We start from the raw sequence: 23,619 nt of genomic DNA on the forward strand, positions 1-23,619 counted from the left end.
ATAATAATTTTACCTAAATCATAATATTTGTTATAATTGTTTATTATATAAAGTGGTGATTAAATGGAAAGATGGTTTATAAAAAATAAAAGTGATCCAGGAATTGATTATAAAAAACTTGGAATAAATAATGTAATTTATAAAATTTTACTAAATAGAGAAATTAATACAGAAGAAAGTATAAAAAATTTTTTAGAGCCTAATCTTTCAAATTTAAATTCACCTATCCTTTTAAGAGATATGGTAAAAGGATCTAATATTATTTTAAATTGCATATCTAAGGGAAAAAAAGTTAGAATAATTGGTGACTATGATGTTGATGGTGTAACTTCTACTTATATACTTTATACGGGGCTAAAAAGAGTTGGGGCAGATGTAAGTTATGATATTCCTCATAGAGTAGAAGATGGTTATGGAATAAATAATAATCTTATTGACAAAGCTTTTGATGATAATGTAAAAATTATCATTACATGTGATAATGGGATAGCTGCAAGAGATTGTGTGAATTATGCTAAATCTAAGGGAATAGATATTATTGTAACTGATCACCATGAAGTCCCAAAAAAAATGATTCAAAAAGAAGAAGTGGAGATTCTTCCGGATGCCAGTTCAGTTATAGATCCAAAGCAGAAAGAATGCAATTATCCCTTTAAAGAAATTTGCGGTGCAGTTGTAGCATTTAAATTAATAGAATACATTTTTTTGATTAAGGGAATTGATAAAGAAGAACTTTATGAAGAATTTTTGCCATTTGCAGCACTTGCCACTGTATGCGATGTAATGCCTTTAATAGATGAAAATAGAATTATAGTGTCTGAGGGATTGAAATATCTTAAAAGTACTAAACACGTAGGGTTAAATGCACTGATAAATGCGTGCGATATTGACAAAGATAAATTAGATGTATATCATTTAGGATTTATAATTGGGCCTACTATTAATTCAAGTGGAAGGCTTGATTCTGCAAAAAACTCTATAAAGTTATTCTTAGAGAAAGATTACAATTTGGCATTTGAAATGGCAAAAGGTCTAAGAGAGCTTAATTATGAAAGACAAGAACTTACTAATAAGGCTTTTGAAATAATAGATAAAAAAATTGAAAAAGAAAATCTTTTAGATAGGCATAATGTTTTAATTATTTATAATGAAGGTTTGAACGAATCAATACTTGGAATTGTTGCTGGTAAGATAAAAGAGAAATATTATAGACCAACTGTTGTTTTAAGTGATTCTAAAGATTTAATTAAAGGGTCAGGAAGAAGTATTGATGAATACAATATGTTTTTAGAATTTTCTAAATCTAAAGATTTTTTAAATTCTTTTGGTGGACATAAGATGGCTTGTGGTTTGTCCATTGTCCCCAATAATTTAGACTCTTTTATAGATGATGTGGATAAAAAAGAAAATTTAACTAAAAGTGATTTAATTAGAAAAGTATATATAGATGGTAATTTGAAACTGAAATATATTTCTATGAATTTAGTTAAGAATATAGAAAGATTGGCACCTTTTGGCAATGGAAATTTAGCTCCAAAATTTGGGACTAAAAATTTAAAAGTAAAGACTTTAAATATACTTGGAAAGAATAAAAATTTTTTAAAGATGACTTTGTCTGAAGATAATATAAGTTATACAGCAATTTTATTCGAAGATTCAAATGTATTTTTAAATAATTTAGCGAAGTTTTATGGAAGGGAAGAAATTTTGGCCTTAATAAATGGTAGGCCTTCAAATATCTCAATAGATATAGTCTTCAATTTAGAATTAAATAGTTTTAATGGAAATACAAATATTCAGTTGAAGATTAAAAACTATCGAGTTACAGGTGAAGAAAATGTTGTTAATAGATGAATTAATAAATAAAGTCAAATCTTATAATGAAAATGCAGATATAGATCTTATTATGCGTGCATATAAAATGGCGGAAGAACATCATAAAGGACAAAAAAGAAATTCTGGAGAAGATTATATAATACATCCTTTAAATGTTAGTTTGATTCTTGCAGATATGAATATGGATACTGCAACTATTGTTGCAGGTCTTCTTCATGACGTTGTGGAAGATACTGATGTTACTTTAGAAGATGTTAAAAATGAATTTGGAGAAGAGATAGCTGATTTAGTTGATGGTGTCACTAAATTAAAAAAATTAAATTATAAGAACAAAGAAGAAAAGCAAGCGGAAAATATTAGAAAAATGGTTCTTGCTATGGCAAAGGACATTAGAGTTATTATTGTAAAGCTTGCTGATAGGCTTCATAATATGAGAACTTTGGAATATATGACTGATGCTAAAAAAGTTGAGAAAGCAACGGAAACAGTTGAAATATATGCTCCAATTGCAGATAGACTTGGTATGAGTAGAATCAAGTGGGAACTTGAAGATTTATCTCTAAGATATCTAGACGAAGATGGATATTACGAACTAGTGGAAATGGTCAACAAGAGAAGAAATGAAAGAGAAGATTTAATAAATCATATTATTAAAGTTCTTAAAGAAAATTTAGATAAAGTTGGCATTAAATGTGAAATAAAAGGAAGACCAAAAAACTTTTATTCAATATATAAAAAGATGAAGAAAAAGGGAAAAGTTTTTGATGAAATTTATGACTTATCAGCTGTTAGAATTTTAACTAATTCTGTTAAAGATTGCTATGGTGCACTTGGAGTAGTTCACACACTTTTCAAACCAATACCTGGAAGATTTAAAGATTATATTGCAATGCCTAAACCAAATAAATATCAATCTTTGCACACAACTGTAATTGACAACAATGGCGAAACTTTTGAAGTTCAAATTAGAACTTATGAAATGCATCAAACTGCAGAATATGGTATTGCAGCTCATTGGAAATATAAAGCTGGAGTTTCAAAAGAAACAGCTTTTGATGAAAATTTAACTTGGCTAAGACAACTTTTGGAATGGCAAAAAGACTTAAATGATCCTGGAGATTTTATGGATACATTAAAGATAGATTTCTTTGCTGATGAAGTTTTTGTGTTTACGCCAAAGGGAGATGTAATTAACTTGCCCGAGGGATCAACGCCAATAGACTTTGCATACAGAATTCACTCTCAAGTTGGTAACACTTGTGTCGGTGCAAAAGTTAATGGAAGGATTGTTCCATTAAATTATACTTTGCAGAGCGGAAACATTGTTGAAGTGATTACAAATCCTAACACAAGTCCATCACTTGATTGGTTAAATATTGTAAAAAGTCCTCAAGCTAGAAAAAAGATATCTCAATATTTTAAAGTTAAAGACAAAGAAAAAAATATTGAAAGAGGAAAAGAAGCCATTGAGCGTGAAGTTAAAAAACAAGGATATCAAGTTCACAAAATTTTACGAGATGATTTCTTAGAAGATGTTCGCAATAAGTTAAATATGATAAGCCTCGATGAAATGTATGCAGCTGTTGGTTTTGGAACTATAACGACAATGCAAGTTACTGCAAAATTAGTTGACTCTTATAATAAATTTTATAATAAAGGCCAAAAAGATGTAGAAGACATAGTAAAATCGAAAAAGAGCTATAATAATCAAGGCATTGAGGTTAAAGGTGCAGATGGCGTAAATGTTAGGATTGCAAAATGTTGTACCCCTGTTCCGGGAGATGAAATTATAGGATATATTACAATTGGAAGAGGCATTTCTGTCCATAGAAAAGATTGTAAAAATATGCAAAATAATATTGATCCATCTAGACTTGTTGAAGTTAAGTGGGAAAATAGCAATTCTACAAATTATAGTGCTTCAATTGAAATCAGGGCTTTTGATAAACCAAATGTAATAGGTGATGTTGCAAATAGAGTTAATGATTCTAGATTGAGTATTTCTTATTTAAACGCAAAGACTACAAAAAATGGTGATGCGATTATTGACATCACTGTTGAAATTACCGATGGTGAAGAGTTAGAAAGGCTCATGGAAAAATTAAAAAGAATTAATAATGTTTTAGAAGTATATAGGATAAAGGCGTGATATAATGCGAGCAGTAGTTCAGAGAGTTAAAAGTTCAAGTGTTTCTGTGGATGGAAAAATAATTTCAGAAATAGAAAAAGGACTTATGGTTCTTCTCGGAGTCGAAGAAGATGATGATGAAAAAGATTTAGAGTATATTTTAAAAAAAGTTACTAAACTTAGAATTTTTGATGACGAAGATGGAGTTATGAATAAATCTTTAATTGATTATAATCTTGAAATTTTAGTTGTAAGTCAATTTACTCTTTATGGTGATGCTAGAAAAGGCAATAGACCAAGCTATGTAAGGTCTGCAAAATTTAATGAAGGGATTGTTTTATACGAAAAATTTATTGAAGAATTAGAAAAGATGAATTTGAAAGTTTCGCATGGAGAGTATGGAGCAGATATGGATGTAGCTCTTGTAAATGATGGACCTGTGACTATTTTGTTAGATTCAAGTAAAAAGTTTTAGGTGAATTATGGAATATAAAATTATAAAATTAGTAGTTGGAGATCTTCAGGAAAATTGTTTTATTCTTTTTGATGAAAATAAAGATGCCTTTATTGTTGATCCAGGCGATTCAAGTAAAAATATTATAAATGTAATTGAAAAAAATAATTTAAGTATAAAATTTATTTTGCTAACTCATGGACATTTTGATCATGTTGGTGCAGTAGCTGCATTAAAAGAGAAATATAATGTCCCTATTTATTTATCAGAAAAAGATAAAAACTTTTTAGAGAAACCAGAAGAAGTTAGAGCATCTGCCTTTGGAATTCAAATAGAACCTGCTAAAGTTGACTATTTTGTAAAAGATAAAGATGAAATAAAATTTTCTCAAGATATAATAAAAGTTATAGAAACTCCTGGACATACAATTGGATCAGTTTGTTACCTTTTTAAAAATCTTTTATTTTCTGGTGATACTCTTTTTAATGGCTCAATTGGAAGAACTGACTTTCCAGAATCGGATCATAATCTAATGATGGAATCTTTAAAGAAATTAAAAAATCTTGATGATGATATTTTTGTTTTATCTGGACATGGCCCTGAATCGCAAATGAATTATGAAAAAAATTCAAATCCTTATTTTAGAAGATTATGATTTTTATTGAAAATAATAATGAAGCCTTAAAAAAATCTATTTTTGAGTTCTTTAGGATGAAATTACCACAAGATTATGAAAAATTAGACTTAGATTTAAAAATTGAGGTTAATGATAAATTAATTTTGATTGAAATAAAAGGTAAAGGATTAGATAGAAAAGATAAATTAATTATTAATGAAGAGAAAACTCATTTTTTAATAAAGAGATATTTATTTGATTTATTTTGCGACTATGAAAATTTTGACAGTAGTTTTGGTATACTCACAGGTGTTAGACCTTTAAAACTTATTGCAAAAATTTTTGATAAAAATAGTTTTGAAGATTCTTCTAAAATAATATTTGAAAAATATAGAGTAAATGGAGAAGATACTAAGTTTTTATTTAAAGTTTACAAAAATCAGAATAAAGTTAGAAATTATTCCAATATAAATAATTACAATGTATATGTTCATATACCATTTTGTCCAAGTAGATGTTCTTATTGTTCCTTTGACACAACTTTGGAGAATAAAGACAAAATGATGCTTTATACTGAAAATATAGTTTATGATATTTATAATTACAATTTAGAATTTGAAACGAATCCGCATTCTATTTACATAGGTGGAGGTACGCCAACATCCATTGGAATAGAGAATTTAGAAAGAATTATAGATGCGGTTATTAAAAAGTTTGGGAATTCTCAAGAATTTACCGTTGAATGTGGAAGAATAGATAGTCTTAGCATTGAAGTTTTAGAAATGTTAAAGTCAAAAGGTGTAAATAGAATAAGCTTAAATCCTCAAACTTTTAATGAAGAAGTTTTAAGTAATTTAAATCGTATTTCTAATAAAAATATGAAATATTGGTATAATACTGCCAAAGATATTGGTTTTGAAGTTATAAATATGGATTTAATTATGGGTCTTCCAGGAGAAGATAAAAGTAGTATAATAGATTCCATAAAAAAAGCAACTGATTTTGGTGCGGAAAATATTACTATTCATACTTTGGCATTAAAAAATGGTTCGAAACTTTTTGAAAATAATTACGCGAGTAAAGAAAGTTACACTAATTTAATTAAAGATTCTAAATGGATTATGTCTAACGCTGGTTATGAACCTTATTATATGTACAGACAGAAAAAGTCTATCATTAGTTCTGAAAATATTGGATATTCTAAACTAGGTCATGAATCTATTTATAATATCGTGATGATGGAAGAACTTGAGAATATTATTGGATTTGGATTAGGTGCAAGTACAAAGATTTTAAACTCTAAGGGAAATTTTAAAAGAGATTTAAATTCTAAAAATTTAGAAGATTATTTAAAGAGGGGTTAATTTTGAAATTAAGTGAAATTTTAAATAATGTAGAAATTATAGATACAAATTTTAAATTAGATAAGAATAAGGATGTAGAAAAGATTGCCTTTCATACAGATGATGTAGAAAAGGGATCTATTTTTGTTGCTATAAAAGGATATGTTACAGATGGACATAAGTTTATAGAAAAGTCAAAAGAATTAGGTGCAGAGGTTGCAATTGTAGAATATTTTGTCGATGTAGATATAAAACAAATAAAAGTTGAAAATTCAAGAATTACATTAGCTGATATGGCAACAAATTTTTATGAAAACCCTTCAAAGGAAATGAATATAATTGGAATTACAGCGACAAATGGAAAGACAACTACAGCCTTTATGATTGACTCTATCCTAAAGCGTGACAAGAGAAAAACAGGAATTATTGGGACTGTTTTAACTAGATACGATGATATTAAAATTCCATCTGTTTTAACTACACCAGAATCTTTAGTTTTACAATCCTATCTAAGAGATATGAAAGATAGAGAGATAACAGATGTAACAATGGAAGTTTCTTCTTCTGCTCAAGAACTATTTAGAAATAAGAACATTGATTTTGATATTGTTACATTTAATAATTTGGGTAGAGAACATATTGATCAGCATGGAAGTTTTGAAAATTATTTTCACTATAAATCAAGATTAATAAGACATGCAAAAAAAGATGCAGTAGTTATTTTAAATAAGGATAATGAAAAAATTTATTCGCTTAAAGATTATACAAAAGCAAAAGTTTTGAGCTTTTCCTTAGAAAATAATGATGCAGATTTTGGAATTTCTAATTTGGATTTGTCAACAGGAAAGGGAAATTTTACTTTTAAAATAAATAGAGATATAGATTTAGGGAAATTTGTAATAAAAAAATCAGATTTTGATGTAAAATTAGGTTCAGTTGGCTATTCATCTGTGATGAATTCTGTTGTAGCAATAATAGTTGCTTTATGTCTTGGAATTGAAAAAAATGTAATAAAAAAATCTCTTTTGGAATTTAAAGGTGTTGAAAGAAGATTCGAACTTATTTATGATGAAGAGTTTAAAATTTTAGATGATCACTTTGCAAATGAAAAAAATATTGATGCCACTATGGAAACATTGAAAGAAATGGAATACAAAAATTTAAATATTTTATATGCGATAAGAGGTAAAAGGGGCATTGAAGTAAATAGAGAAATAACAGAAAGACTTGTAAAATGGATAAATATTCTAAAACCTAAGACATTCTCTGCAACTTTATCAAAGGATACTGTTTCTGAAAAAGACAGGGTTACTGATGAAGAGTTAAATGTTTTTAAAAGTGTTTTAGAAAAAAATAATATAAAATATAAAATTTATGATAATTTAGAAGAAGCAGTATATAATTCTATTGATCAAGTAAAAGATGAAGATGTTCTTTTACTTGCTGGTTGTCAAGGAATGGATAAAGGTGCAAAATTTGTTAAAGAGAAACTTTTAAAAGAAAATAAAGTTAAAAATATAGGACAGTTTACTGATAGGATAGACAATAGAATCTGTTAAAGTTGAATTTTTAAATTTCTTGTTTTATAATTAAACTAGAAAATTATGATGAAAACCAATTAAATAGATAACTAGTTGTTATTATTATATTATTAACGACTAAGCTCCAAACCATTTGAGGCTTGGAGTTTAATTTTTAGGAGGAAATATGGCTGAAAAAATGGGAAATCTAAAGAGAACTCATTATTGTAATGAGATTTCCGAAGATTTAATTTCAACAGAAGTTACGCTAATGGGATGGGTCGCAAAACAGAGATCTCTTGGATCAATAATTTTTGTAGATTTAAGAGATAGAAGTGGAATAGCACAAATTGTTTTTGATGATACTTCAGATAGAGAACTCTTGGAAAAGGCGAATCGACTTCGTGGAGAGTTTGTAATTGCAGTAAAAGGAAAAATTAGAGAAAGATCTTCAATAAATGAAGAACTTAAAACGGGAAAAGTTGAAGTATTGGCAAGCGAACTTAAAATTTTAAGTGAGTCTGATGTTCCACCAATTTATATAAAAGATAATGACAATGTTTCTGAAAATATGAGACTAAAGTATAGGACTTTAGATTTAAGAAAGCCAAGTATGCAAAAAAATCTTATGATTCGATCAGAAATTTATAAAATAACTCGTGACTTTTTCTATGAAAATGGATTTATTGAAGTGGAAACTCCAATGCTCACAAAGCCAACTCCAGAAGGAGCAAGAGATTATTTAGTTCCTAGTAGAGTAAATCCAGGCGAATTTTATGCACTTCCTCAGTCACCACAACTTATGAAACAGCTTCTAATGGTTTCTGGATTAGATAGATATATACAAATTACAAAATGTTTTAGGGACGAAGACCTAAGAGCAAATAGACAGCCTGAATTCACACAAATTGATATGGAACTTAGTTTTGTAGATGAAGAAGATGTGATGGAATTAAATGAAAGATTTCTACAAAAATTATTTAAAGAAATTTTAGATAAAGATATTGAACTCCCTATAAAGAGAATGAAATATTCTGAAGCAATGGATAGATTTGGTGTTGACAAGCCAGATTTGAGATTTGGAATGGAACTAAATGACATTTCTGAAATAGTTAAAGATTGTGGTTTTAAAGTATTCGAAGGAAATTGCGAAAAAGGAAAATCTGTTAGAGGAATAAAGGTTGATGGTGGAAGTGATTTTTATTCTAAAAAACAAGTTAAAAAATTAGAATCTTTTGTAAAAGATTATAAGGCAATGGGTCTTTCTTGGATTAGAGTGGATGAGAAAATTGACTCTCCTATTGCAAAGTTTATTTCAGAATATAAAATGGATGAAATAATTAGATCTTTTGGTGCCAAAAAAGGTGATTTAATTTTAATACTAGCTGACAAAAATTCTGTTGTGTACAGCGGACTTGGAAATTTGCGTAACAAGGTTGCAAGAGATATGGATTTAATAGATGAAGATGATTATAAACTTCTTTGGATTACAGAATTTCCTCTGTTTGAATATGATGAAGATGAGGGAAGGTATGTTGCAATGCACCATCCTTTCACGAGTCCATTAGATGAAGATATAGATAAACTTGAAATAGATAAAGAAAATGCAAGAGCAAAAGCCTATGACATAGTAATAAATGGAGATGAAATGGGCGGTGGAAGTATAAGGATAAATGATCCAGAAGTTCAAGAAAAAATGTTTAAAGCTCTTGGTTTATCTGAAGAAGATGCAAAAGAAAAGTTTGGATTCTTGCTTGAAGCTTTTAAATATGGAGCACCGCCACATGGTGGGCTTGCATATGGTTTGGACAGACTTGTTATGTTATTTACAAAAGCAAGTAGTATTAGAGATGTAATAGCATTTCCAAAGACTCAAGCGGCAACTTGTTTATTGACAGGAGCACCAACTGAATTATCAGAAAAACAATTAGATGAAGTTCATATAAGAGTAGTTGAAGATAAAGAGTAAGGTGGTTTTAAATGGAAAGTATTGGTATTGTTAGAGCAAAAAATAATAATAAAATATTTGTTGAATTCACTAGAGAGAGTGCATGTGGAGAGAGTTGTGCTACTTGCAGTGCAAAATGTGCTGAGTCAAAGACAGAACTTTTCGAATTTCCAAATACGATATCTGCAAATATAGGGGATTTAGTAAAATTAAAAACTGACGATAAGTCCGTGCTTTCCTATAAATTTTTAGTTTACGGACTTCCACTAGTTTTGTTTATGGCAACAGTGAGTGCGTCTTATTTTCTGTTGAATAATACTTCAGTAGAAAATAAAGATCTTATTTCTCTATTGATTGGAGTTTTATCTTTATTAATTTCACGCTTTATTTTAAAAAAAGCTGATTATAAATTCCAAAAATCAAGTAAAGGTGCTATTTTTCTTCAAAAAATGTAGGTGAAAAATGAATAGCAAAAGCTGGTATAAGATTCTATATATTTTTTCGATTATTATATTTATTTTATCTCTAATCTTTTTTATATATTCAGTTGCAAATAAAAAATACTCTTCTAAATTAATTTTAGAAAATGAAAAGATTAAAAACGATATAAATCTAATTGAAAATAAATCTAAAGTTATTGAAGAAGATATAGATTCACTAGAAATAGAGTTTAATTTAAAATCTCAAGAGTTTTATGAAAAATATGGTTATCAATTTGATTCAAATAAATCTGATGAAATAAGAAGACTAATTGAAGAATATCAAGATAAGAATAAAATTCTTATTTCAGAAATAAAAGAAAGTTTAAAAGCATATGGGGCTTATTTTGAATCAAATATTTATGAAAAAGAAGGTTATGAGAAATCCATTAATGATTTTTTAGAATTGGCGAATGAAGATAATTTGGAAAAACATAGAGATATTTATGATGAGCTTGAAATTGAAAATTATATAGAAAAATCTTCTGGATTTTCTAAGAATATTTTGGTTAAAAATAAAGATTCTAAGGAGTTAAAAGTTTTGCTTTTTTATGCTTCAATTTATAGTTCAAATATAAATTCTTTTTTAAATGGTGAAAAGTCTTCTTTATCAGATGTTTATGCTGATTTAAATAATTTATTAAATATTTATACAGAGATAGAAAAAAAAGGTTATAATACAGGAAATTTAAGTGCCGAAAATTTGATTTATTTAAAAAATAATTTAGAAGAAAAGATATCTTCTTATTATAAAAATCTTGGAATATTAAAAACATTAGAAAATGGTGATAAAAATGAAGAAATCAACTAAAATCGTATTTTCGTTTGTTTTTATTGCTCTTGGAATATTTTTGTCAATCATTGGTTTTTCTAATTTGAAAAATTTAAAGAAATCTTATTTTAATCTTTCAAGAGAAAATTCTTCTCTTGTTGAAAAAAAAAGCAAATCGGAAGAAAAATTAAGAATTTTAAGTGATGATTTGAACAATAAGAGATCTAAGATTGACACAATAGATAATGAACTAAAAAAATTTGATATTATAGAAGATAAATCCATGGAGATAGATGAGGTCAATGAATCTGTATGTGAATCTATAATTCCTTTTCAAAAAAATAATTTTGATAATTTCTATAAAATGTCAGATAAGAAATTAAATAATTTTAAGCCTCTTTCTGGAAATTTTATAGCAAATAACTTGAATGAAGATGAAGTTAACTCTAACTTAATTATTACTCCTTATATAGTTAATTCTTATATTAATTTTGATTTAAATAGAAATATTGCAAAGCACAATGTTAAATGTTTTGAGATGTTAGGAATTATTGATTATTTAAAAAATGGAAATAATTATTTTTTAAAGTCAATTCTTTTAAATGATAATTCAAAAATTTCAAAATTAAAGGATGGAAAAGATAATATTTTAAAAGATGAGTTTCAATTTTTTTTAGTTTATAAAAATATTTTTGAAAACTCTAATGATTCAAAATATTTTATTGATAAAGCTGATGAATATCTTGAAAGTTATAATATAAAAGTTGAAGACGAAGATAGTTTTAAAGTTTTGAACGCCTTATGTATAGATATTTTAAATTCATCTGTAAATTATTTATATAATTTTGAAATTGTAGATTCAAATGATGAAAAAATCTTGAGAAACAAAGATTTTGTAATGATGCAAGAAAAAATAAACCACAAAGATAAAATTACTACTTATCATAACAAAGTTAGTAATAATTTTTATGTGATTACAGAAGAAAAAGAATGATGCCATTATTCTTAAATGGGAGAAAAATGAAAGATAAATTAATTAGATTAAATTATAATGAGAAAGAAATAATTTTAATTCCAACAGCACATGTATCTTCTGAGAGTGCAGACTTAGTAAGAGAAACTATAAAAGAAGAAGACCCTGATTCAATTTGCATTGAGCTAGACGATCAAAGGTATAAAAACTTAAAAAATCCAGATGCTTGGAAAAATACAAATATTATTGATATAATCAAACAAAAAAAAGTTACTCTTTTAATTGCAAATTTAATTCTTTCTTCTTATCAAAAAAATATTGCAAAAAAACTTAAAACAAAACCAGGTCAAGAGATGGTTGAAGGAATTAAGGCTTCAGAGGAAATGAGAAAAGATTTAGTGCTAGCTGATAGAGATATTCAAAAAACTTTTATGCGTATATGGAGAAAAATGGGATTTTTTGAAAGAATAAAACTTTTTTTTTCTTTAATGGCAGTAGATGATGATGAAGAGGTTTCTGAAGAAGATTTGCAAAAGTTAATAGAAAGAGATAATCTTGAGCTTGCAATAGAAAATATGGGTAAGGATTATCCTGAGATAGCAGCAACTCTTCTACACGAAAGAGATAAATATTTAGCTTACAATATAAAAAATGCTCCAGGTAAAAAGGTCATTGCAATTTTGGGAGCAGCACATACACCAGGTGTAGAGAAAGAAATATTTAAAGATCAAGATATTGAAGAGTTAAATAAAGTTCCACCAAAACGTCTTTCTAGTAAAATTATTCCTTGGATAATTCCAATATTAATTATTGTACTAATTGCTATTGGATTTAGACAAAATTCTGATACTGGAGTTGATCAAATAAAATCATGGTTTTTGTTTAATTCTGTTTTTGCTGGAGCTTTTACAGCACTTTGTTTGCCACATCCACTGAGTATATTGACGGCTTTTGTAATGGCCCCTTTTACATCAATGAATCCTATGCTTGCATGTGGATGGTTTGCGGGAATTGTAGAGGCAACTTTAAAAAAACCAACAGTTGAAGATGTGAATAATATTCCTGATGATGTTTTTAGCATTAAAAGATGGATAAAGAATAAATTTTTAAAAGCACTTTTAGTTGTAATTCTAGCAAATCTAGGATCATCCATAGGGACTATAATTGCAGGCAGTAAAATAATACAAAGTATAATTTAATAAAAATTTAGGTAATGGGATTTGTCCATTACCTTTTTTAGGTTCATTTAAGTTTTGAATTTTTTATAATTTCACGAATTATTCTGAAAATACCTTGAGAAAGAACTATACCAAGTGCAAGAGCTGATGTTGTTAAAGTTGTTTTTATGACTTGTTCACGCATTAATACATAGTTTGACTCAATAAAATAATACATAATATAATACATTCCTGCTCCTGGAACAAGAGGAACTAGACATGGCAAAGTGAAAACAGTAGCAGGTTTTTTAAAGTACATTGCAAAAGTTTCTGAAAAAATTCCAATTAGAAAAGAAGTAATTAAATACGAAATCATATAATTTCCGCTAAAGTCAAATAAATATTCGTATAAAACCCATAAAAATCCACTTAGTGCAGAAGTGATGAGGCGAACATTTCTTGGAAGTTTAAAATAAATCGTAAATCCATAAGTTGCGAAAGTTGATAAAAAAAATTGTATTAAATTATTCATAATATAAACCTCATTATTTTAAGTCCTACACCAACTCCAAAGGCAATAGCAAGGGCAATAAAGAAGGCTTTAATCATTGTAATTGCACCTGTTATAAATTCACCACTCATAATATCTCTTACAGAGTTTGTTATAGCTACACCAGGTACTAATAACATAATAACACCAATTATAATATTATCGATATTTGAACCAAAATTAAAATGAACAAAAGTAATTGCAAGTATTGAAGTTATAAAAGCACAGATAATATTATTTATAAAAAAAGAAAGTTTAAAGTGACTTAATTTATCCAAAATAATAGGAATTAAAATCCCAATAAAAAAACTTGCAAAAAAATCTTTTAAATCTCCGCCAAATAGTACAGAGAAAAAAGAGGCAGCTATTCCTCCAGACAAATAAATTTTTTCTTCTTTTTCTTCTGTATTATCAATTTCAAAAAGTTTGTCATAGGCTTCTTTTATGGAAAAGTCACTGGAAACAAATTCTCTTGAAAAAGAATTTACTCTATCTATTTTATATAAGTTTGTATCAGCAATAGTAATCTTTCTAAAATTACTTAGAGTTTCTCCTTCAAATTCCATAGAAATAAATATAGCTGAAGGAAGAGCATATGCGGAAACATTGGAAATATTTGAAACTGATTTACAAATTCTTTCAATTGTATCCTCTGCTCTATAACTTTCTGCTCCATTTTGAATTAAAAGAGCACCTGTATATAAAGATAAATTCATTAAATCTTTAGCTTCTTTTATATTATTTAAAACTTTAGCCATTTTATCACCAAGTTAATTATACTATTGAGATTTTACATTCTCAACGGAAATAGTAAATTGAATCTAATAATTTATTTTGTTATAATGATTAAGATAGGGGTGATTATATGGAAATGCCCATAGTTTCAATAATTGGTAGACCAAATGTAGGTAAATCTACTTTATTTAATAAAATTGTTGGCAGAAAAGTTTCAATAACTGAAGATACTCCAGGGGTAACTAGAGATAGAATTTATCAGAAGGCAACTTGGCTTAATTATAAATTTTTACTTGTAGATACAGGTGGACTTGATTTAAAAGATGAAGATATTTTTATGTCTAGCATAAAAGCTCAAATTGATATGGCTCTTGAAACATCCGATGTTGTAATATTTTTAGTTGACGGAGCGGAAGGTTTGAGCCCGACGGATAGAGAAATCTCACAATTTTTAAGAAAGTCTAAAACAAAAGTAGTTTTAGCAGTAAATAAGTATGATTCAAAAATAACCAAGGAAAACATTTTTGATTTTTATGAACTTGGCTTAGGAGATCCAGTCGGTATTAGCGCAGAGCAAGGTACAGGAGTTGGGGATCTTTTAGATGAAGTAGTAAAAGATATGATTCCAGTTGATGCTATTGAAGAAGATGACAATATAAGGGTTACGTTAATAGGAAAACCAAATGTTGGAAAGTCTTCACTTTTAAATTATTTGACTGGAGAAAAAAGATCTATTGTTACAAATATACCAGGGACAACAAGAGATTCCATTGACTCTTTGATAAAATATAAGGATAATGAATATATTTTTGTAGACACAGCAGGGCTTAGAAAAAAGAAAAAGATAGTTCCTGGAGTTGAGAGATATTCTGTAATAAGAACTCTTACTGCGATTGAAAGGTCAAATGTATGTGTACTTATGATTGATGCACTTGAAGGTGTAACAGAACAAGATTCAAAAATTGTTGGTTATGCTAATGACAACAATAAGGCAATAATTATTGCTGTTAACAAGTGGGATGCATTGGAAAAAGAAACAAAGACAATGAAGAATTTTGAAAGAGATATAAGAATTAAACTTCCTTTTGTTCCTTATGCTCCAATTATTTTTATTTCAGCCAAGACAGGCCAAAGAGTAAATGAATTTTTAGATTTAATAGAAATTGTAAATAATAATTACAATCATAGAATTCAAACAGGAGTATTAAATGATATTTTAAATAGAGCAGTTTTAATGAATCAACCTCCTTCTGACAAGGGAAAAAGAGGAAAGTTATATTATGGCTCACAGGTTAGTGTTAGACCTCCAAAATTTTTATTATTTGTTAACGATAAAGATTTATTCCATTTTTCTTATATTAGGTATATTGAAAACCAAATTCGAGAAACTTATCCTTTTGACGGAACTCCAATAATTTTAGATCTTAAAAATCGTGGGAGTGAAAGAAAAGACAAGGGTCCTAGAAGATGAATTATATTTTAGCTTTTATAATATCTTATTTTATAGGTTCAATTTCTGGTTCCTATATAATTGGAAAAGTTCTTTTAAACAAAGATATTAGAAAATTTGGATCCGGAAATGCCGGCACAACAAATGCAATGAGAGTGTTTGGGAAAAAAGCAGGTATAATGACTTTTTTAATTGATTTTATAAAGGGAATTATCGTTACAGTTTTGATTGGTAAAATTTTTGGTAAAAATTATGTACCTATTGGAATACTTGGAGCTGTTATAGGACACGACTTTCCTTTCTATATGAATTTTAAGGGCGGAAAAGGAGTTGCAACGACTTTAGGGGCATTATCTGCTTTTAATCTTCCATTAATTTTAATTTGTTTTGTAGTTTGGTTTTTGGGCACATTTTTAACAAAAATAGTTTCTATTGGTTCGATTTTATTTTTTATTTCCTTAATTATAGTTTATACTTTAATGTCACAATTATCGTTTTTAAATATTTTTATAATAACTATAGTTGCAGTCTTAGGAATTGTAAGACATAAAGAAAATCTAAAGAGAATTATTAATGGAAATGAAAATAAAATAGGAGGAAAAAAATGAAGATCACATTATGTGGTGGTGGAAGTTGGGGAACTGCAATAGCAAGGCTTTTATCAAATAAAGGACATGATGTAAACTTTTACATCAGGAATAAATCAGTGATTTATGATATTAAAAAAAATAAAGAGAATTCGAAATATCTTCCAGGAGCTAAATTTGAAAATGAGATTAATTTAACTAATAATTTATTAAGCGTGTTAAAGGATATAGATATATTTGTTTTAGCTGTTCCAACTACAAGTTCTAGAGAAATTTTAGAAGAAATAAAAAATTATTTAGGTGAAAATGTAATAATTGTAAACCTATCTAAGGGTTTTGAAGTTGATACATTGAAGAGAATTTCTGAAATTTCTAAAGAAATTTTACCAAGAAATCCTTTTGTGGCACTTTCAGGACCGTCACATGCAGAAGAAGTAGGTAAAGACATACCTACAACAGTAGTAGCTTCTTCTGAAAATTTAGATGCTTCTAAAATTATTCAAAGGGAATTTTCGACTCCAATTTTTAGAATTTATACTAATTCAGATTTAATTGGAGTTGAAATTGGAGGAGCTCTTAAGAATATAATTGCTCTTGCAGCTGGAATGAATGATGGTCTTAATTATGGAGATAATTCAAAAGCAGCTCTTATGACTCGTGGTGTTTATGAGATGAGTAAGCTTGGAATTACACTTGGAGCTAATCCTCATACATTTAACGGACTTTCTGGAATAGGAGATTTAATAGTAACTTGTACAAGTATGCACTCAAGAAATAGACGTGCAGGTATTTTAATTGGAAAGGGTATGTCTATGCAAGATGCATGTAAAGAAGTAGGACAAGTTGTAGAAGGTGTAAAAACTGTTGAATCTACTTATAAACTTTCTAAAATTTATAATATTGAAATGCCAATAACAAAAGTCTTATATGAAATATTATATAAAAATTACGATCCAAGAAAAGCAGTTTATGAATTAATGACACGAAAGAACAAGGATGAAATAGAGCAAATTTTTTTTGAATAACAACATATTAAAAATGTTTATGTTATAATTATTTATTAAATAGGTGGTTTTTTGAACAATAACTTAAAAAAAAATAAAAATTCAAAAAAAATAAATTTTTGCGAAGGAGATTATTTGCTCTTCTGATTTTTTTACTTTTACTCATGTTTTTTACAAATTTAATAAGGGCAAATCGTGTAAATAACTATAAAACAATTTTTCCAACTTTGACCACATATGAGAAAGATATTGATACTAAAATTTATAATCTTTTTGAGGAAAAAGCTTATTTTGCAAAGGGAGATGGAATAGCTGTTTTTCATACAAGTGAAGGGCAAAAAGTACCTTTAGGATATGAGGTTGCAAATTTAAATTTAATGGAAGATGTATCTTCTTTAAAAGATGAATTAAATAAAGTAAACTCAGCTATAAAAATAAAAAATGGAATAGAACCTCACGAAAAAGAAAATCCTAAAAGTTTCACTAAGAATATTCAGGACTCAATAAAAAACGAGGATTATCAGAATTTGTATTTTGATATAAATTCTCCAGATAATGATTTTAATCCAAATTTAAATGAGTCGGAATTAAAAGAGTATTTAGAAATGTCTAAGGAAAACTTGCTCAATAAAAAATCTGATTTGGAAAATAAAATTTCAAAGTATAACTATTCTTATCTTGCAGAATTCAGTGGTATAGTTTCTTATAAAATTGATGGCAATGAAAAACATTTTAAACTAGATAATCTAGATAAGTTTACTTATAAATATTTAAATAAAAATTATGATTTTAAAAATATAGAAATGGAAACACAAGTTAAAAAGGGAGATCCTCTTTTTAAAATCATTAATAATTTAAATTGGAAACTAGCTTGCACTATAATTGATGTGTCCCAAATATCTAATTATAACATTGGAGATTCTGTAAAAATTCAAATTCCTGATATGCAAGATATTTATGGTAGAGTAGAAAGAATTAATAAGGATAGTAATCATGCAGTTATTATTGTAAATTTAGATCGATACTTCGAGAATATGTATTCAAATAGAATTCATGAAGGAAAAATTATTGTTAATAAAACTAAAGTATTCGAAATTCCTAAATCTACATTAATTGAAAGAAATAATTTAATAGGTGTATATGTTGAAGAAATAAAGGGGCTTGTTAAGTTTGTTCCTGTTGACATTATAAGTGAGTCCAATGAGAGTGTTTTTATTAATAAAGGTAATAAACAATCTGTAATTAATATTGGAGAAAAAAGTTATCAGACAGTAACTGTTAATGACGCTTTGGTAATAAATCCAAAAACTGTTGATGAATCTAGAATTTTAAATTGAGGTGATATTTTGGATTTAAATGATAATTTAAAAAAACTTTATGAAGATATAGAAATTGCAAAAGAGAATTCAAATTTTAATAGAAATATAAACTTAGTTGCAGTTTCTAAAACTCATCCAGTTGATATGATAAAAGATTTTAATGAATTAGGGGTAGTAGATTTTGGAGAAAACAAAGTTCAAGAACTTGTATCCAAAATGGAAGATAATGAAATAGAAGAAAAGATTAAAAATAATAAAATAAATTTTCATTTAATTGGAAATTTGCAGACAAATAAAGTAAAATATATCTATAACAAAGTAAAATTAATTCAGTCACTTGATCGAGTTAAATTGGCAAAAGAAATAAATAAGAGAGCTAAAAAAGATGGCATTCATGTAGATGTATTAGTTCAAATAAATATTGGAGAAGAAGATAGCAAATCTGGTATAAGATATGAGGAAACAGAGAAATTTATATATGAACTTTTAGAATATGAAAATATTAATGTAAAAGGACTTATGGCAATTGCTCCAAACACAGAAGATGAGCTTTTACTTAGAAAGTTATTTGAAAAAATGGATATTATGTTTGAAAATATTTCAGATAAACATTATGAAGGTGTAGAGATGAAATATTTGTCTATGGGTATGAGTCATGATTTTAAATTGGCTATAGAAGAAGGATCAAATATGATTAGAGTTGGCTCTAAGTTATTTGGAAATAGAAATTATAATTAGGAGGATATTATGGCAGAAAAAACTATGGATAAACTTAAAAAAATTTTTGGGTTTGCAGATGAATATGAATATGAGGATTTTGATGACGATTTTGAAAATGATGTTAATGATAATGAGGTAGTTGAACCAGTAGTTACAGCAAAAAGTATTACACATAAAAGTTCTAAACCTAAGGTATCAGGAAACAATATGGTGATTACCGTTCACGAACCACTTTCTTATGACGAATCTCCTCTAATAGTTGATGATTTAAGAGATTATAAAGCGGTAGTACTTAATTTTGAACAACTTGATGTTGATGTTAAAAGACAAATTTTTGATTTTGTTAGTGGTGCACTTTATGCTCTTGATGGAAAAATGCAAAAAGTAAATAAAGATATTTTTATTTTAGCACCTAATAATGTAGAAATTGATGGACTCAAAGAACAATTAAAAAATGATGGAATATTTCCTTGGTAAAATTAGATAGAATAGATTTAGTTAATCATATCAATAGAGTAGAGGACAGGACTTCAATTAGACAAGTTATAGACAAAATTGAAAGTGTTATTAATAATCATATAACTATTTCTACAAATTTTTTAAATCCTCATGAGATTAATTTATCTATTTCCATTTTGAATAGATTTAAAGATAAAATTTCTTATGAAATAGATGGAGGCTACGAAGATAGTGAAGCTAGTTTAATATACATCTACCCAAGTTATAAGTATGAAAGGGATATAGATGATATTGTAGCATTAAAGTTTAAATCTAACGAAAAAATTAAACATAGTGATGTACTAGGAGCTTTATTAGCTCTTAGTATTGATAGAAGAAAAATAGGTGATATTTTGATTGGAAAAAAATTCACTTATTTTTTTGTTAAAAGAGAAGTCGCAAATTTCGTAGAAATAAATCTTACAAAAATTTCAAAATATAATATAAATTTATCAAGAGAGGCAAAACCCTATGATCTACCTAAAAGAGAGTATTATTATAAAGATATTGTCGCTTCTTCTTTTAGGCTTGACAATTTAATTTCTAAGGTATTTAATTTATCAAGGGGAAAAGCAAAAAAAATGATTGATTCTGAACTTGTAAAAGTTAATTTTGTAAAAGAAACTAGGCCGCATTTTGAACTTGAATGTGGGGATTTAGTTTCTCTTAGAAATTTTGGACGTTTTAGAGTTTTTAATGTAAGAGGAAATACAAGAAAAGGAAATTTTGTCATTGAAGTAAGATTAAATAAATAAGGAGATTTTATGTTTGTTGCCATATTTAGCATCATTTTAGTTATTATAGATCAATTTACGAAATATTTAGTGGTTAAAAATATTGCGGGAAAAAGTCCTATAATTTTAATTGATAATTTTTTAAAACTTTATTATATAGAAAATAGAGGGGCAGCTTTTGGGATATTACAAGGATTTAAATCTTTATTTACATTTATAACTATTGCTGTTTTATTAATATTAATGATATTTTTGTTTAAAAATTATAATAAACTTCCTCATATCTATCTTATAAGTTTTAGCTTTTTAATTGGGGGTACAATTGGCAATTTTATTGATAGAGTTAGACTTAATTATGTAGTTGATTTTGTAAGTATGAGATTTTTTTCCTATGATTTTGCTATTTTTAATATGGCAGATGTCTTTATTGTTGTGGGAACAGTTCTAATTTCAATTGGAATTATACTTCATGACAATAATAGGTGATTTATGTATAAAAATAATTTTACAATAGAATCAGTAGATGCAGGAAATAGGCTCGACAAATTTTTGGAAAGTAAACTTGAAATTAATAGATCACAAATAAAGAAATATATTAAATCTGAAAGTATTTTGGTAAATGGAAAAAATGTAAAGGCAGGATATAGTTTAAAAGAGAAGGATAAAATATCTGTCGCCTACGAAGATGAGTTTAAATTATTGCCTGAGGATATTGATTTTAAAATTATCTATGAAGATGAATATTTAGCCATAATTTCTAAACCTCAAAATCTTGTAGTACATCCTGGTGCTGGTAATAAAAATGGTACTCTTGTAAATGGATTACTTAATAAATTTGAAAATTTGTCAAATCCAATTGACGAACAAAGACCTGGAATAGTTCATAGATTAGATAAAGATACTTCAGGTCTTATGATTATCGCAAAAAAAGATGAAGCTTATTATAAACTTGTAGAAATGTTTAAAAATCGTGAAATAGAGAAACATTATTTAACAATTGTTCATGGAAATATCTATAAAGACTTTCAAATTAATAAGTCAATTGGAAGAGATCCAAATAACAGGGTTAAAATGAAGGTTACAGATAAAAATTCTAAAAATGCATTGACGAGTTTTAAAATTTTAAAAAACTTTAATAAGTTTACTCTTTTAGATGCACATCTTCATACTGGTAGAACTCATCAGATAAGAGTTCATTTATCATATGTTAAACATCCTATTGTCGGTGATTGTGTTTATGGCATTAAAAATGAATTTAAAATTAATAAACAATTACTCCATTCTTATAAACTTAAATTCACTCATCCTATAACTGGAGAATATTTAGATATAACAGATGAATTTCCGAGTAGATTTAGAAAATTTATTGAATTTTTAAGTGAGGAGAAATAAATTGGATAAATATGATGTTATAATAGTTGGAGCAGGAGCAAGTGGAGTTTTCGCTTCCTATGAATTTAAAAAGTTAAATTCTAATTTAAAAGTTTTAGTAATAGATAAAGGTAATATTATATATAAAAGACAATGTCCAATAAAAATGGGCCTAGTGGATAATTGTATAGGATGCAAGCCTTGTAATATTATGAACGGTTATGGTGGTGCTGGAACTTTATCTGATGGAAAGTATAATATAACTACAAAATTTGGCGGTCAAATGCATGATTACATTGGGAAAAATGAATCGTTAAAACTTATGGAATATGTAGATGGAGTTTTATGCGAATTTGATGGTGGAAATTCTAAATTGTATGATACCACTACTTCAAATTTAAAAATGCTTGCTTTAAAACATGATCTTCATCTTTTAGATGCAAAAGTTAGACATTTTGGTACTGATAGAAATGTAAAAATTTTAGAAAAAATATATGAATGGACAAAAGATAAAGTTGATATGATTTTTAACACAACTATTGTAGATGTTGATAAAAATGATAATTTTATTTTAAGGACTGACAAAGGAGAAACATTTCAATGCGATAAACTTGTTCTTGCCTCTGGAAGAAGCGGGTCTAAGTGGATTTCACAAATTTGTAAAAAATTTAATATAAATCTTTTTTCGAATCAAGTGGATATAGGAGTTAGAGTTGAACTTCCCGGAGAAGTATTTAAACACATTACAGATGCGGTATATGAGTCTAAGATAGTTTATCAGACAAAAGGTTATAATGATTTAGTAAGAACTTTTTGTATGAATCCTTATGGTCAAGTTGTAGCTGAAAATACTAATGGAATTATAACTGTAAATGGTCATTCCTATGCAGATCCAAAACTTCAATCTAACAATACAAATTTTGCACTATTAGTTAGTAATAAATTTACAGAACCTTTTAAGGACTCTAATGAATATGGCGAATCTATTGCAAAACTTAGTAATATGCTAGGTGGAGGAGTTCTTCTTCAACGATTTGGAGATTTAGTTAAAGGAAGAAGGTCAGATGAAAGAAGAATGCTTAAATGTTTTACAGAACCAACATTAAAAGCAACTCCAGGAGATCTTTCTTTAGTTATACCTAAAAGACAACTTGATTCTATTATTGAAATGATTTATGCACTTGATAAAATTGCACCAGGTACTGCTAATGATGACACACTTCTTTATGGAGTAGAGGTTAAGTTTTATAATTCAAGGGTAGAAACAGATTCTAATTTTGAAACTTCTGTGTCAGGTCTTTTTGTAGTAGGAGATGGAGGAGGAGCAACACATTCACTTTCACAAGCGTCAGCTTCTGGTGTATATGTTGCCAGATATATTAATAATCTTATAGTTTGAGAGTATGTATTTGCATACTCTTTTCT

General features: G+C 27.4%; 23 protein-coding genes. 21 read left to right on the forward strand and 2 right to left on the reverse strand.

Going from position 1 to position 23,619, the window contains the following annotated elements:
* Positions 1 to 63: 63 nt before the first annotated feature.
* The 11 genes from recJ (at position 64) to RH95_RS00870 (ending at position 13,268) form a co-directional block, all read left to right on the forward strand.
* A complete protein-coding gene (gene recJ, locus RH95_RS00820) occupies positions 64 to 1,854 on the forward strand; it encodes a single-stranded-DNA-specific exonuclease RecJ (RefSeq protein ID WP_010242322.1) in 1,791 nt (596 codons plus the stop codon).
* On the forward strand, positions 1,838 to 3,985 hold the full coding sequence (locus RH95_RS00825) for a RelA/SpoT family protein (protein WP_010242324.1): 2,148 nt from the start codon (positions 1,838 to 1,840) through the stop codon (positions 3,983 to 3,985). Before recJ ends, RH95_RS00825 begins: the two co-directional genes overlap by 17 nt.
* A gap of 4 nt (positions 3,986 to 3,989) precedes the next feature.
* Complete coding sequence (dtd, locus tag RH95_RS00830; RefSeq protein ID WP_010242326.1) at positions 3,990 to 4,439, forward strand: D-aminoacyl-tRNA deacylase; 450 nt, start codon at positions 3,990 to 3,992, stop codon at positions 4,437 to 4,439.
* Positions 4,440 to 4,446: 7 nt separating this feature from the next.
* Positions 4,447 to 5,073: an MBL fold metallo-hydrolase gene (locus RH95_RS00835; RefSeq protein WP_010242328.1), complete on the forward strand. Its 627-nt coding sequence runs from the start codon at positions 4,447 to 4,449 to the stop codon at positions 5,071 to 5,073.
* A gap of 56 nt (positions 5,074 to 5,129) precedes the next feature.
* Complete coding sequence (gene hemZ / locus RH95_RS00840) at positions 5,130 to 6,398, forward strand: coproporphyrinogen dehydrogenase HemZ (protein ID WP_235777701.1); 1,269 nt, start codon at positions 5,130 to 5,132, stop codon at positions 6,396 to 6,398.
* 2 nt (positions 6,399 to 6,400) lie between these two features.
* A complete protein-coding gene (locus RH95_RS00845) occupies positions 6,401 to 7,936 on the forward strand; it encodes a Mur ligase family protein (protein WP_010242330.1) in 1,536 nt (511 codons plus the stop codon).
* Positions 7,937 to 8,084: 148 nt separating this feature from the next.
* A complete protein-coding gene (aspS, locus tag RH95_RS00850; RefSeq protein WP_010242331.1) occupies positions 8,085 to 9,866 on the forward strand; it encodes an aspartate--tRNA ligase in 1,782 nt (593 codons plus the stop codon).
* An 11-nt stretch (positions 9,867 to 9,877) separates the two neighbouring features.
* Positions 9,878 to 10,300 (forward strand): SoxR reducing system RseC family protein, encoded by a 423-nt coding sequence (locus RH95_RS00855; protein ID WP_010242332.1) that lies wholly within the window; start codon positions 9,878 to 9,880, stop codon positions 10,298 to 10,300.
* A gap of 7 nt (positions 10,301 to 10,307) precedes the next feature.
* A complete protein-coding gene (locus RH95_RS00860; RefSeq protein ID WP_010242333.1) occupies positions 10,308 to 11,135 on the forward strand; it encodes a hypothetical protein in 828 nt (275 codons plus the stop codon).
* Positions 11,119 to 12,090, forward strand: a complete 972-nt coding sequence (locus RH95_RS00865) for a hypothetical protein (protein ID WP_010242334.1) — start codon at positions 11,119 to 11,121, stop codon at positions 12,088 to 12,090. Before RH95_RS00860 ends, RH95_RS00865 begins: the two co-directional genes overlap by 17 nt.
* Before the next feature lie 26 nt (positions 12,091 to 12,116).
* The gene (locus RH95_RS00870) at positions 12,117 to 13,268 is read left to right on the forward strand and encodes a TraB/GumN family protein (RefSeq protein ID WP_026038549.1); all 1,152 of its coding nucleotides are present in this window, start codon (positions 12,117 to 12,119) and stop codon (positions 13,266 to 13,268) included.
* 43 nt (positions 13,269 to 13,311) lie between these two features.
* Here RH95_RS00870 and RH95_RS00875 read toward each other — a convergent pair whose 3' ends face one another.
* Together RH95_RS00875 and RH95_RS00880 are read right to left on the reverse strand one after the other, a co-directional pair.
* Positions 13,312 to 13,758 (reverse strand): threonine/serine exporter family protein, encoded by a 447-nt coding sequence (locus RH95_RS00875; RefSeq protein WP_010242336.1) that lies wholly within the window; start codon positions 13,756 to 13,758, stop codon positions 13,312 to 13,314.
* Complete coding sequence (locus tag RH95_RS00880) at positions 13,755 to 14,534, reverse strand: threonine/serine exporter family protein (protein WP_010242338.1); 780 nt, start codon at positions 14,532 to 14,534, stop codon at positions 13,755 to 13,757. The genes RH95_RS00875 and RH95_RS00880 overlap by 4 nt, the downstream gene beginning before the upstream one ends.
* A gap of 107 nt (positions 14,535 to 14,641) precedes the next feature.
* On the opposite strand from RH95_RS00880, the gene der reads away from it, so the two are divergent.
* From der to RH95_RS00930, 10 genes are all read left to right on the forward strand, one after another.
* The gene (gene der, locus RH95_RS00885) at positions 14,642 to 15,982 is read left to right on the forward strand and encodes a ribosome biogenesis GTPase Der (protein ID WP_010242340.1); all 1,341 of its coding nucleotides are present in this window, start codon (positions 14,642 to 14,644) and stop codon (positions 15,980 to 15,982) included.
* On the forward strand, positions 15,979 to 16,569 hold the full coding sequence (plsY, locus tag RH95_RS00890) for a glycerol-3-phosphate 1-O-acyltransferase PlsY (protein ID WP_010242342.1): 591 nt from the start codon (positions 15,979 to 15,981) through the stop codon (positions 16,567 to 16,569). Before der ends, plsY begins: the two co-directional genes overlap by 4 nt.
* Complete coding sequence (locus RH95_RS00895; protein WP_010242345.1) at positions 16,566 to 17,573, forward strand: NAD(P)H-dependent glycerol-3-phosphate dehydrogenase; 1,008 nt, start codon at positions 16,566 to 16,568, stop codon at positions 17,571 to 17,573. Before plsY ends, RH95_RS00895 begins: the two co-directional genes overlap by 4 nt.
* Positions 17,574 to 17,716: 143 nt before the next feature.
* Entirely contained in the window at positions 17,717 to 18,889 is a 1,173-nt protein-coding gene (locus RH95_RS00900; protein ID WP_010242346.1) for a biotin/lipoyl attachment domain-containing protein, read from the forward strand.
* A gap of 9 nt (positions 18,890 to 18,898) precedes the next feature.
* Entirely contained in the window at positions 18,899 to 19,609 is a 711-nt protein-coding gene (locus RH95_RS00905; RefSeq protein ID WP_010242347.1) for a YggS family pyridoxal phosphate-dependent enzyme, read from the forward strand.
* Between the two features lie 9 nt (positions 19,610 to 19,618).
* A complete protein-coding gene (locus tag RH95_RS00910) occupies positions 19,619 to 20,068 on the forward strand; it encodes a cell division protein SepF (RefSeq protein WP_010242348.1) in 450 nt (149 codons plus the stop codon).
* Positions 20,062 to 20,844: a YlmH family RNA-binding protein gene (locus tag RH95_RS00915; RefSeq protein WP_010242349.1), complete on the forward strand. Its 783-nt coding sequence runs from the start codon at positions 20,062 to 20,064 to the stop codon at positions 20,842 to 20,844. The genes RH95_RS00910 and RH95_RS00915 overlap by 7 nt, the downstream gene beginning before the upstream one ends.
* A gap of 9 nt (positions 20,845 to 20,853) precedes the next feature.
* Positions 20,854 to 21,309, forward strand: coding sequence for a signal peptidase II (gene lspA, locus RH95_RS00920; RefSeq protein ID WP_010242350.1), 456 nt, complete (start codon positions 20,854 to 20,856; stop codon positions 21,307 to 21,309).
* Between the two features lie 3 nt (positions 21,310 to 21,312).
* The gene (locus tag RH95_RS00925) at positions 21,313 to 22,215 is read left to right on the forward strand and encodes an RluA family pseudouridine synthase (RefSeq protein WP_010242351.1); all 903 of its coding nucleotides are present in this window, start codon (positions 21,313 to 21,315) and stop codon (positions 22,213 to 22,215) included.
* 1 nt (position 22,216) lies between these two features.
* Complete coding sequence (locus RH95_RS00930; RefSeq protein WP_010242352.1) at positions 22,217 to 23,593, forward strand: NAD(P)/FAD-dependent oxidoreductase; 1,377 nt, start codon at positions 22,217 to 22,219, stop codon at positions 23,591 to 23,593.
* Positions 23,594 to 23,619: the final 26 nt, after the last annotated feature.

The sequence above is a fragment of the Peptoniphilus rhinitidis 1-13 genome, assembly GCF_000246925.1.
Taxonomy (GTDB): Bacteria; Bacillota; Clostridia; order Tissierellales; family Peptoniphilaceae; genus Peptoniphilus_A; species Peptoniphilus_A lacydonensis.

Excerpts from the sequence above, each read along its gene's own strand:
- RH95_RS00875 (WP_010242336.1), bottom strand. The coding sequence starts at position 13,758 with ATGAATAATTTAATACAATTTTTTTTATCAACTTTCGCAACTTATGGA.
- lspA (WP_010242350.1), top strand. The coding sequence starts at position 20,854 with ATGTTTGTTGCCATATTTAGCATCATTTTAGTTATTATAGATCAATTT.
- der (WP_010242340.1), top strand. The coding sequence starts at position 14,642 with ATGGAAATGCCCATAGTTTCAATAATTGGTAGACCAAATGTAGGTAAA.
- hemZ (WP_235777701.1), top strand. The coding sequence starts at position 5,130 with ATGAAATTACCACAAGATTATGAAAAATTAGACTTAGATTTAAAAATT.
- recJ (WP_010242322.1), top strand. The coding sequence starts at position 64 with ATGGAAAGATGGTTTATAAAAAATAAAAGTGATCCAGGAATTGATTAT.
- RH95_RS00900 (WP_010242346.1), top strand. The coding sequence starts at position 17,717 with ATGTTTTTTACAAATTTAATAAGGGCAAATCGTGTAAATAACTATAAA.
- RH95_RS00880 (WP_010242338.1), bottom strand. The coding sequence starts at position 14,534 with ATGGCTAAAGTTTTAAATAATATAAAAGAAGCTAAAGATTTAATGAAT.
- aspS (WP_010242331.1), top strand. The coding sequence starts at position 8,085 with ATGGCTGAAAAAATGGGAAATCTAAAGAGAACTCATTATTGTAATGAG.
- RH95_RS00825 (WP_010242324.1), top strand. The coding sequence starts at position 1,838 with ATGTTGTTAATAGATGAATTAATAAATAAAGTCAAATCTTATAATGAA.
- RH95_RS00835 (WP_010242328.1), top strand. The coding sequence starts at position 4,447 with ATGGAATATAAAATTATAAAATTAGTAGTTGGAGATCTTCAGGAAAAT.
- RH95_RS00855 (WP_010242332.1), top strand. The coding sequence starts at position 9,878 with ATGGAAAGTATTGGTATTGTTAGAGCAAAAAATAATAATAAAATATTT.
- RH95_RS00870 (WP_026038549.1), top strand. The coding sequence starts at position 12,117 with ATGAAAGATAAATTAATTAGATTAAATTATAATGAGAAAGAAATAATT.
- RH95_RS00865 (WP_010242334.1), top strand. The coding sequence starts at position 11,119 with ATGAAGAAATCAACTAAAATCGTATTTTCGTTTGTTTTTATTGCTCTT.
- RH95_RS00860 (WP_010242333.1), top strand. The coding sequence starts at position 10,308 with ATGAATAGCAAAAGCTGGTATAAGATTCTATATATTTTTTCGATTATT.
- plsY (WP_010242342.1), top strand. The coding sequence starts at position 15,979 with ATGAATTATATTTTAGCTTTTATAATATCTTATTTTATAGGTTCAATT.
- RH95_RS00895 (WP_010242345.1), top strand. The coding sequence starts at position 16,566 with ATGAAGATCACATTATGTGGTGGTGGAAGTTGGGGAACTGCAATAGCA.
- RH95_RS00910 (WP_010242348.1), top strand. The coding sequence starts at position 19,619 with ATGGCAGAAAAAACTATGGATAAACTTAAAAAAATTTTTGGGTTTGCA.
- dtd (WP_010242326.1), top strand. The coding sequence starts at position 3,990 with ATGCGAGCAGTAGTTCAGAGAGTTAAAAGTTCAAGTGTTTCTGTGGAT.
- RH95_RS00925 (WP_010242351.1), top strand. The coding sequence starts at position 21,313 with ATGTATAAAAATAATTTTACAATAGAATCAGTAGATGCAGGAAATAGG.